This window comes from Streptomyces sp. NPDC054765 (assembly GCF_053612065.1).
The window spans coordinates 1-10,227 of record NZ_JBSHBP010000122.1; the positions used below are offsets into that span (position 1 = coordinate 1).

At 71.2% G+C, this 10,227-nt stretch carries 4 protein-coding genes; all 4 read right to left on the reverse strand.

Annotated elements, in window-relative coordinates; translation table 11 throughout:
* Positions 1–49 precede the first annotated feature (49 nt).
* Complete coding sequence (locus tag ACWGJY_RS36785) at positions 50–2,584, reverse strand: ABC transporter permease (protein ID WP_453265250.1); 2,535 nt, start codon at positions 2,582–2,584, stop codon at positions 50–52.
* Positions 2,581–3,471: an ABC transporter ATP-binding protein gene (locus ACWGJY_RS36790; protein WP_453265251.1), complete on the reverse strand. Its 891-nt coding sequence runs from the start codon at positions 3,469–3,471 to the stop codon at positions 2,581–2,583. Before ACWGJY_RS36790 ends, ACWGJY_RS36785 begins: the two co-directional genes overlap by 4 nt.
* A gap of 141 nt (positions 3,472–3,612) precedes the next feature.
* Complete coding sequence (locus tag ACWGJY_RS36795) at positions 3,613–5,280, reverse strand: amidase family protein (protein ID WP_453265252.1); 1,668 nt, start codon at positions 5,278–5,280, stop codon at positions 3,613–3,615.
* Positions 5,281–5,458: 178 nt separating this feature from the next.
* Positions 5,459–10,227: amino acid adenylation domain-containing protein (locus tag ACWGJY_RS36800; RefSeq protein WP_453265253.1), on the reverse strand; the 4,769-nt coding region annotated here is incomplete at its 5' end.

The following is a 10,227-nucleotide window of genomic DNA, read 5'->3' on the forward strand; positions in this document are numbered from 1 at the left end:
GCCCGGCACATGCGCCGGGCCGCTCGCGTGTTCCCTCCGCCGTCGAGTCTCAGGACCGCCGGGAGACCCCCTCCACCGGCCGCACCCGCAGCAGCAGTTGCAGGGGGATACCGGTGGCCAGCAGGCTCAGCGCGACCGTGGCGGCCGTGACGAGCAGAAGGAACTGCGGGGGCAGATACGGGAACGCCGCCCCGGTGCTGTCCGCGACCAGCGGTGTCAGGGTGACCAGCGCGATCGTCACGCCGGCCGCCAGACCGGTGAGCGCCACCGTCAAGGCCTCCAGCCGGACGACCCGGCGCACCGTCCGCAGACTCGTACCGATCAGCCGCAGCATCGAGACCTCACGCAGCTGCTCGAACGTGACCATGGCGAGGGTGTTGGCGGCGGTGATGCCCGCGAAGCCGGCGATCATGCTCAACGCCATGAACTCCAGCCAGGCGAACGACTCGTCCGCCCCGTCCCGGGCCTTGGCGAACGCCGCGTCGGTCCGCACCGTGGCACCGGGCGAGGCGCCGGCGACCGTCCGCAGACCACGGTCGAGCCGCGCGCCCGCGTCTCCGGGGTCCGCACGGACAAGGATGCGGTCCTCGAGCGGGCGGGTCAGATGACCGGCGACGGTGGCCCGCGGCAGCAGCACATCGCCCACACCGAGCCCCCGGTCGTAGGTCGCCGCCACCACCGGCCGTACGACCGTGCCGTCACCGAGCCACAGCGTGATCCGCCGCCCCACGCCGGTCTCCGCCCGGTCGGCGACCCGCTGGTCGACCGCCACCGTCCCGTCCCCGGCACCCGCGGCGCCACCGGCCCGGATGCCGGCGAGCGTTCCCGAGCGGACATCCGGGTCGAGATTCCGCCCGAGGGCTTCGCCCGTGCCGGAGAAGGCACTGCCGAAGACCGTGCCGTCACCGGGTTTCGCGCCGGGCCGCCCCGGGCCTGCCAGGAGACCCACCTCGGTCACCCCCGTCGCGGCCCGCACACCGGGCAGCCGGGCGGCATCCTCCGCCATCCGGCCGGGCAGCCCGCCCGGCGCCTCGATGACACGGTCCGCGGTGAGCGCCGCCGCGCTCTGCACGCGCGTCTCGTGGGTCAGGGTGGTCTGCTGGCCGATCTTGGTCACGCCGAAGGCCACCACCAGCGCCACCGGCACGATCGCCGAGGACAGCCGGCGCGCCCTGGCCCGGCCGTTGAGGGTCGCCAGTTCTCCGGTGGCCCCGAAGAACCGCGCCGGCAGGCCCAGAATCTCGGTGGCGGCACGGGCGAGCAGCGGCCCGAGCAGGGACACCGCGATCAGGAACAGCAGCAGGACGAAGGGCGCGGCCTTGTCGGCCGTCGCGCCTCCCGCGGCGAGCACCTTGAGCGCCATCACCGCACCACCGGCCAGCGCCGCCAGACCCAGCAGCAGTCGGATCGGGCCGATACCGCGGCGGGGCAGCGTCGACTCGCTCAGCGCCTCGGCCGGCCGGCTGCGGGCGGCCCGGTGCGAGGCGATCAGACTGCCGGGCACCGCGGCGAGCAGACCGGTGAAGGCGGCCGCGGCGACCGGGAACCAGCTGAACGTCAGCTCCGTGCCCGGCGGCAGCAGGTTCCGGGTGTGCATGGCGTCGAACACCACCCGGGCCAGCAGATATCCGGGCGCACTGCCGGCCGCCACCGCCAGCACGGCCACCAGCGTGGCCTCGGCGGCGGCCATCCGCCGGATATGTCCCGGCCGTGCCCCGATACCGCGCAGCAGCGCGGTCTCCCGCTGGCGCTGGGAGATCGACAGGGACATGGTGTTGGCCACCACGAAGATGGAGACGTAGATGCTCAGTCCGCCCATGGCACCGAACATGCCGACGGTGTTCTCCTGGGCCGGGGCGAAGCCGGGGTTCTCCACCTCGCCGCGCCCGCTGCCGGTGAACACCTCGGCGGAGCCCGCGGCCGCGCGCACCCGCGCGGCGAGCCTCGCGGTGGAGACTCCCTCCTTGGGGAGCACCGCGATCGCGTCGGCCTTCCCCGGGTGGCCGGACAGCCGCCCGGCCTCGGCGTCCTCGAACCAGGCGCCCGGAGCACGCGTGGTGAGCACACCGGCGACCTCGAAGGACGCGGGCCCGGCCGGACCGTGCAGTGTCACGGTCTCGCCCGGGGACACCCCCAGGGCCTTGGCCGTCCGGGTGTCCAGCACGGTCTGCCCGGGGCGCGGGGTCACCTTCCCCGCCGCGCCGGCCCCGGTCGCCAGCAGCCGCGCCGACGAGGCCGGCTGGCCCTCCAGGGCGATCGCGGGGCGGCCCTTCGCGCCGACGGTGGCCGGGAACACGGTGTCGGCCACCGCGCCCGACACCTCGGGCAGCGCGGCCAGCCGGCCGGCCAGATCAGTGCCGATACGAACCCGGTCCGGGAGCTGCTGCCCGCTCACGAACTGGTCCGCGGCGACGACCACGGGGGCCGCGCGATAGCGCACCGGCTGCTGCGACGCGGTCGCCGCGGCCAGCAGCAGGGTGCCGCTGGAGATGATCACCACCGCACCGAAGAGCAGCGCGACGAAGGTGCCGAGGAACGCCGAAGGGCGGGAACGGATCTGTGCGAAGGCGAGTCCGTTGCTCATTGCCCGCCCCGCATCCCGGGCGCCGCCGACTGGGGGCGGTCGGTCGCCGACGTCAGTACCCGCATACGGGCCGAGATCTCCTCCGGGTCGCCCAGCATCAGTTCGTCGGAGACCTCCCCGTCGACCAGGAACACCACCCGGTCCGCCCAGGCGGCGGCGCTGGGCTCATGGGTGACCATGACGACGGTCGCGCCCAGGTTGTCCACCGCCTCCCGCAGCAGCGTGAGCACCTCGGCCGCCGTGGTGGTGTCGAGTGCCCCGGTGGGCTCGTCGGCGAAGACGACGTCCGGGCCGGTGATCAGGGCGCGGGCGATGGCCACCCGCTGCTGCTGTCCGCCGGAGAGTTCGCCCGGACGGTGCCGCGCCCGGTCCGGCAGCCCGACCCGGGCCAGCATCTGCTCGATGGCGTCCCGGTCGATCTTCCGGCCGGCCAGCTTCAGCGGCAACCGGATGTTCTGGTACACCGTCAGCGCGGGCAACAGGTTGAAGTGCTGGAAGACGAACCCCAGCCGGGTCAGGCGCAGATCGCTCAGTCTGCTCTCGCGCAGCTTCGTCAGATCGGTGTCACCGAGCAGCACCGAGCCCGAGGTCGGCCGGTCGAGCCCCGCGGCGCATTGCAGAAACGTGCTCTTGCCGGACCCGGAAGGGCCCATCACCGCGGTGAAACTGGCGCGCGGTAAGGCGATGTTCACCCCGCGCAGCGCATGCACCGCGTTGTTCCCGCGCCCGTACCGCTTGTGCACGTCCCGCAGGGTCACCGCGGCCTCCGCCGGGGGGTACTCGGAAGCCGGCGGCGGCCGTTGTCCCTCGAACCGGGCATCGGGGAGCGCCGGACTCTCCTCACCTTCGGCCCGACCGGAGCCGGAATGCCGAGACCGACCGAACATGAAGATCCTCCCTGAGGACTGTGCGACCCCGCACCGCCGGGCGGCGCGGGGTACCGGAGCGTCGAAGTGAGCCGGGACGGTGCGAACCGTCCGGAGTCAGGGTGTCACCCTACGGAACGGCACACCCCCAATCCCCGTAACTTATAGGCCCACGCCGGGCGGGGTGAACGTCGGCGCGCGCCGCGCCGGGTGAGCCTGCTCGAAGCCGTGTGCGAAGCGGATCAGCTGCGGTTCGCTCCAGGCGGTGCCCATGAACGTGATGCCGACCGGCAGCCCGTGCACGAACCCGGCGGGGACATTGACGGCCGCGTAGCCGGCATAGCCCACGGGGATCGCGCTGCCCATGATCTGCGGATCGCCGTTGACCAGATCGATCTTCCAGGTGGGTGCACCGGTCGGCATCATCAGGGCGTCGACCCGGTGATTCTTCAGCGCCGCGTCGATGCCCTCGTCCCGGGCGACCCGGTGCACCGTCTGCACCGCCTTCTTGTACTCGGCGTCCGAAGGCTTGCCCGCGTAATCGGCCACGGTCTGCAGCACGTTCTGGTCGAAGTACTCCAGCTCGGTGCCCGCGTGCGCCTTGTTGTACGCGACGAGCTCGGCGATGCTGCGGGGGTGATCACCCGGGGTGCGGGCGAGGTAGGCCTCGATGTCGTGCTTCATCTCGGTGATCTGGACGATGAACGCGGCGTCCAGGTCCGACATCATCTTTTCCGCGGTGGGGATGTTGGCGTTGTCGACGACCACCGCCCCGGCCTGCTTCAGCACCTCGACGGCCTGCTCCGCGACGGCATCCGCAGGGGCGCTGTACCCGGCGAATACCTCCCTGGTGATGCCGATCCGGGCGCCCTTCAGCCCGCCGGGCTTGAGGAAGGGGGTGTAGTCCGAGTGGAACTTTCCTGCGCTGGCCGCGGTGGCCGTATCGGTGGGGTCCACACCGGTGAGCACACCGAGCAGCAGGGCGGCGTCCGCGACCGTGCGGCAGATCGGGCCGATGGTGTCGAAGCTACGGGCACCCGGGAACATCCCGGTACGGCTGGTGAGTCCGGTGGTGGGCCGGATACCGACCACACTGTTGGCACCCGAGGGCCCCAGGATGGACCCGATCGTCTCGGTCCCGATGGCTCCCGCGCACAGACCGGCCGCCGTGGCCGCGGCGGGGCCCGCGCTGGAACCGTTCGGCGAGCGGTCGAGCTTGTACGGGTTACGGGTCTGGCCGCCCCGCTGGCTGTAGCCGCTCGACGAGCTGACCAGCGAGGTCAGATTGGCCTTGCCCAGCGGGATGGCACCGGCCGCGCGCAGCCGGGCGACCACCGTGGCGTCCTGGGCCGGACGGGCACCCATCAGCGCATGGAGGCCATTGGTGCTGTGCATCTTGTCCGCGGTGCCGATGTTGTCCTTGATCAGCAGCGGAATGCCGTGCAGCACGCCACGGAGCTTGCCCGCCCGCCGCTCGGCGTCGAGCTTCGCGGCCAGCTCCAGCGCCTGCGGGTTCGTCTCCAGGACGGCGTGCAGCGCGGGGCCCGCGAGGTTCAGCTCGGCGATCCGGTCCAGGTAGAACCGGGTGAGCTCCACCGAGGTGAGCTTGCCGGCGGCCAGCTGCTTCAACAGCTCGGTGATGCTGGTGTCTTCCAGTCCGCCGTGCGAGGCGAGCAAGGACCGTGCGGGCGCCGCCCGGCCGGGCAACGCGGCAGCCTGTGCACGGGGCATGCCCAGACCCAGCATCGCGGGGGCGGCCACCGCCGCTCCGAGCCCCAGCAGTCGGCGGCGGTGTATCTCGGGTATGTCGGAAAGACGTTTTCCGGCCATCGTCTCGCTCTCTGAATCACGGTGAACAGATGGCAGAGACCGTACGAGGCCGCAATTCTCTTTCGTTATCGGGAACTTCACCCCCACCACGAACCACAGGGCCACGCTCCCGCACGGACGGCCCGGGTCCGGGTGGCACGGCGCCGCCATGCCACCCGGACCTGCCGCAATCCGCGCCTCAGACCGGGCCGCGCCCCGTCAGGAGCCGGCCGCCCGCGTCCAGTTCCCGCATCCGCTCGGTCAGTACGGCACCCACCGCGCGCAGCGGATCCCCCTCCAGCAGATCATCGTGCGGGCAGGCGATGCGGTGATTCTCGATGCCGCCGGCGACCACCCGCCGCCACGCCTGGGGCATCGCGGCCGGGTCCGCCCGGCCGACCGTCGTCGTGAAGAGCAGCAGGTCGCCCTTGAACGTGCCGGGCTCGTCACGGCTGTTGTTGCCGACACCGTTGATCATCGCGTCGAGAATCCGGGTGAGCTGCTCCTCGGTGAAATTCCCCGGCAGCCCCCGCAGCGAGTCGATGACCCGCTCCCGCTGCCGCGCCTCGTCGTACTCCTCCTCGCTTCCCTGGCCCAGGTCCGCATGGAACCTGGCGAGAACCTGACGGTCGTCGAGCGGTCCGGCCTCGATGTCACCACCCGGGTACGCATCGAGGACGGCCAGCAGCTCCACTTCCTCTCCCAGGTCCTGGAGCCGGGTGGCGATCGCGTGCACGATATTGCCGCCCAGCGAATAGCCCAGCAGGCGGTACGGGCCGGCCGGCTGGACCCGCCGGATCTGCGCGGTGTAGTCCTCGACCATCTCCGCGAAGGTCTCGGGGAGGGCACCGTCCCCGGCCAGTCCACGGCTCTGCAGACCGTAGACCGGCCGGTCCGCGTCCAGTACGCCCAGCAAACCGGCGTAGCACCAGCTCAGCGGTACCGAGGGGTGCGCACAGAACAGGGGAGTGCCGGACCCCGCCGAGCGCAACGGCAGCAGCACGCCCAGACCGTCGTCCCCTCCTCCGTACCCGGCGTTCTTACGGGTCCGCCTGGCGAGGCCGGCGACGGTGGGTGCCCCGAACACCTCGCGCACGGTGAGTTCGACGGCGAACTCGTCGCGGATCCGGCTGGTGAGCCGGGTCGCGAGCAGCGAGTGGCCGCCCAGGTCGAAGAAGTTGTCGTCGATCCCGACCCGGTCCGCACCGAGCACCTCCGCGAAGATCGCGCACAGCGTCTCCTCGTGGGCGTCGCGAGGGCCCCGGCCGCCCACGGCACCGGTCAGCTCCGGAGCGGGCAGCGCCGTACGGTCGACCTTGCCGTTCGGGGTGAGCGGCAGCGCGTCCAGCGTGACGAACGCGGAGGGCACCATGTACTCCGGCAGCACCTCGGACACCCGGCTGCGCAGCTCTGCCACGTCCAGCCCGGCACCGCCCGGTCCGGCGGGCACCACATAGGCGACGATGCGCCGGTCGCCGGGCCGGTCCTCCCGGACGATCACCGCGACCTGATCGGTGCCGGGCCGGGTGGTGAGGGCGTTCTCGATCTCACCGAGTTCGATGCGGAAGCCGCGGACCTTGACCTGGTGGTCGACCCGCCCGATGAACTCCAGCTGTCCGTCACCGCGGCGGCGCACCAGGTCGCCGGTGCGGTACATACGGCCGCCACCGGCACCGAAGGGGTCGGCGACGAAGCGGGTGGCGGTCAGACCGGGACGGCCGAGGTAGCCCCGGGCCAGACCCGGACCGGTGATGTACAGCTCCCCGGGTACCCCCGCCGGCACCGGCTGGAGCGCCGAATCCAGGACGTACAGCCGGGTGTTGAACACCGGCCGGCCGATGGGCGCCGGGCCCGTCCCCTGCTCGGGGCCGCAGACCGCGAACGAGGTGTCCACCGTGGCCTCGGTCGGACCGTAGGCGTTGACCATGCGCCGCCCCGCCGACCAGAACGCCGTGACATCCGGCGGGCAGGCCTCGGCTCCCACCATGAGCGACGCCAGCGCGGGCAGCTCCCGGCGGGGCATGCCCACCAGGATCGACGCCGGAATGTGTGCATGGGTGATCTCCTGCCCGGCCAGGAACTCGGCGAGCTCCTCCCCGGCCAGGGGGCCGCTCGGCAGCACCAGGCAGGCGCCGGACAACAGGCCCATGCACAGTTCCGCCACGGACACATCGAAGCTCGGCGACACCAGCTGGGAGACCCGGCACCCCGGTCCCGCCCCCAACGGGCCCGTCTGATGCGCCGACAGGTTCGCCACTCCCCGGTGGGACACGACGACGCCCTTGGGGTGCCCGGTGGAACCGGAGGTGTAGATGAGGTAGGCGGGGTGGGTGGGGAGCAGCGGTGTGGTGCGGTGGGTGTCGTCCGGGTTGCCGGTGAGCCCGTCCGAACCGGAACCGGTACCGGCGTAGGCGTAGGCGTCGGTGCCGGTTCCGGTGCGGAGGGTGACGGTGGTCAGCTCCGTGTCGGGCAGGCCGGCGCCGGTGTCCTCGTCGGTGATCAGCAGCGTGGGCCGGGCGTCGTCGAGCATGTAGGTGAGGCGGTCGGCGGGGTAGTCCGGGTCGAGGGGTACGTAGGCGGCACCCGTTTTGACGACGGCGAGGATCGCCACGACCAGGTCGACACCGCGGCGGAGAGCAACCGCGACGTACTTCTCGGGCCCCGCGCCCTGGGCGATGAGGTGGTGGGCGAGGTGGTTGGCGCGGGTGTTGAGTTCGGTGTAGGTGAGCTGGGTGCCGTGGTGTTCGAGGGCCGGGGCGTGGGGGGTGCGGGCGGCCTGTGTCTCGAAGAGGGCGGGGAGGGTGGCGTCGGGTACGTCGTGTGCGGTGTCGTTCCAGCCGTTGAGGAGCAGCTCGCGTTCCTGGCGGGAGAGGATGTCGAGGTCGGTGATGGGGCGTGTGGCGTCTTCGACGGCGGTACGGAGCAGGCGTTCCAGTCGTGCCGCGAGGGTCTCGGCGGTCCGGCGGTCGAACAGGTCGGTGGCGAACTCGACCACACCCCGGATCCCGGCGGCCTCACCACCCGCACCGAAGACCTCCAAGAGGTTGACGGCCAGGTCGACCTTGGCCACTCCGGTATCGACGCCCGTACTTTCCGCCGAGAGCCCCCGCATGGCGAACTCACCGTCGGACGCCGACTCAAGCCCCAGAACAACCTGGAAGAGGGGGTTGTGTGCGAGGGAGCGGGTGGGGTTGACGATTTCGACGAGTCGCTCGAAGGGGACGTCTTGGTGGGTGTAGGCGGCGAGGTCGGTTTCCCTTACGCGTCCGAGGAGTTCGGCGAAGGTGGGGTTGCCGGAGGTGTCGGTGCGCAGGACGAGGGTGTTGATGAAGAAGCCGACGAGGTTGTCGAGTGCGTTGTCGGTGCGTCCGGCGATGGGGGTGCCGATGGGGATGTCGGTGCCGGCGCCGAGGCGGGTGAGCAGTGTGGCGAGTGCCGTGTGGACGACCATGAAGACGCTGGCTTGGTGTGCGCGTGCCAGGCGGGTGATGCCGTGGTGGAGGTCGGTGTCCCAGGTGAAGGGGACGCTTGCTCCGTGGTGACTGGCGATCGCGGGCCGGGGCCGGTCGGTGGGCAGTTCGAGGTGGTCGGGGAGTGCGGTGAGGGTGGTGCGCCAGTAGTTGATCTGGCGGGAGATGAGGCTGTCGGGGTCGTTTTCGTCGCCGAGGACTTCGCGTTGCCAGAGGGTGTAGTCGGCGTACTGGACCGGTAGGGGTGTCCACTGTGGGTGGGTGCCGTCGCAGCGGGCTGCGTAGGCGGTGGCGAGGTCGTGGGCGAGGGGGCCCATGGACCAGCCGTCACTGGCGATGTGGTGGGCCAGGATCAGCAGCGTGTGTGCGTCGGCTCCGCTGGTGAACACCCAAGCACGCAGGGGCACATCCTCGGTCAGGTCGAAGGTGTGGGCGATGGCCTGGCCGACGGCGGTGTCCAGGTCGTCTTCGTGGACGGGGACGAGGTCGATGGTGGGCCGGGCGGCTTCGCCGTGCAGTACGTGCTGGTAGGGGGTGCCGCCGTTCTCCGGGAAGACGGTGCGCAGGGATTCATGCCGGTCGGTGAGGTCGTGGATGGCCTCGCGCAGTGCTGTGGTGTCGAGCTCGCCCGTCAGCCGGAGCACCATCGGCACGTTGTAGGTGGCGCTCGGTCCCTCCAGCTGGTGCAGGAACCAGAGTCGGTGCTGCGCGGGGGAGAGCGGGATGTGCTCGGGTCGTTCCCTCGGTGTCAGTGCTGTGCGTGTTCGGGTGGTGTGGTGGAGGCGGGTGGCGAGGGTGGCGACGGTGGGGGCTTCGAAGAGGTCGCGGACGGTGAGTTCGGTGTTGAGGGTGGTGCGGATGCGGCTGGTGAGGCGGGTGGCGAGGAGGGAGTGTCCGCCGAGGTCGAAGAAGTTGTCGTCGATGCCGATGTGGTTGACGCCGAGGATGTCGGCGAAGGCGTGGCAGAGGAGTTCTTCGTGGGTGTTGCGGGGGGTTCGGGTGGTTGTGGTGGGGGTGAACTGTGGTGCGGGCAGGGCCTTGTGGTCGAGCTTTCCGTTCGGTGTCAGCGGCAGTGTGGGGAGGGTGACGAAGGCTGAGGGGACCATGTAGTCGGGCAGGGTCCGTGCGGCGTGTTCCCGCAGGTCGGCCTGCACCGTTTCGAAGCCGTCAGTGCCGTCAGTGCCGTCTGTGCCTTCAGCGCTGTCTGTGTCTGCGGTGTTCTGGGCCGGAATGGTGTAGGCGACGATGCGTTGGTCGCCGGGTTGGTCTTCGCGGACGATGACGGCGGTTTGTTGGATGTGGGGGTGGTTGGTGAGGGTGGCTTCGATTTCGCCGAGTTCGATGCGGTAGCCGCGGACTTTGACTTGGGTGTCGGTGCGTCCGGTGAATTCGAGTTGTCCGTCGGGGCGTCGGCGGGCGAGGTCGCCGGTGCGGTACATGCGTGTGCCGGGTGTGCCGTGGGGGTTGGCGGTGAAGCGGGTGGCGGTGAGGTCGGGGC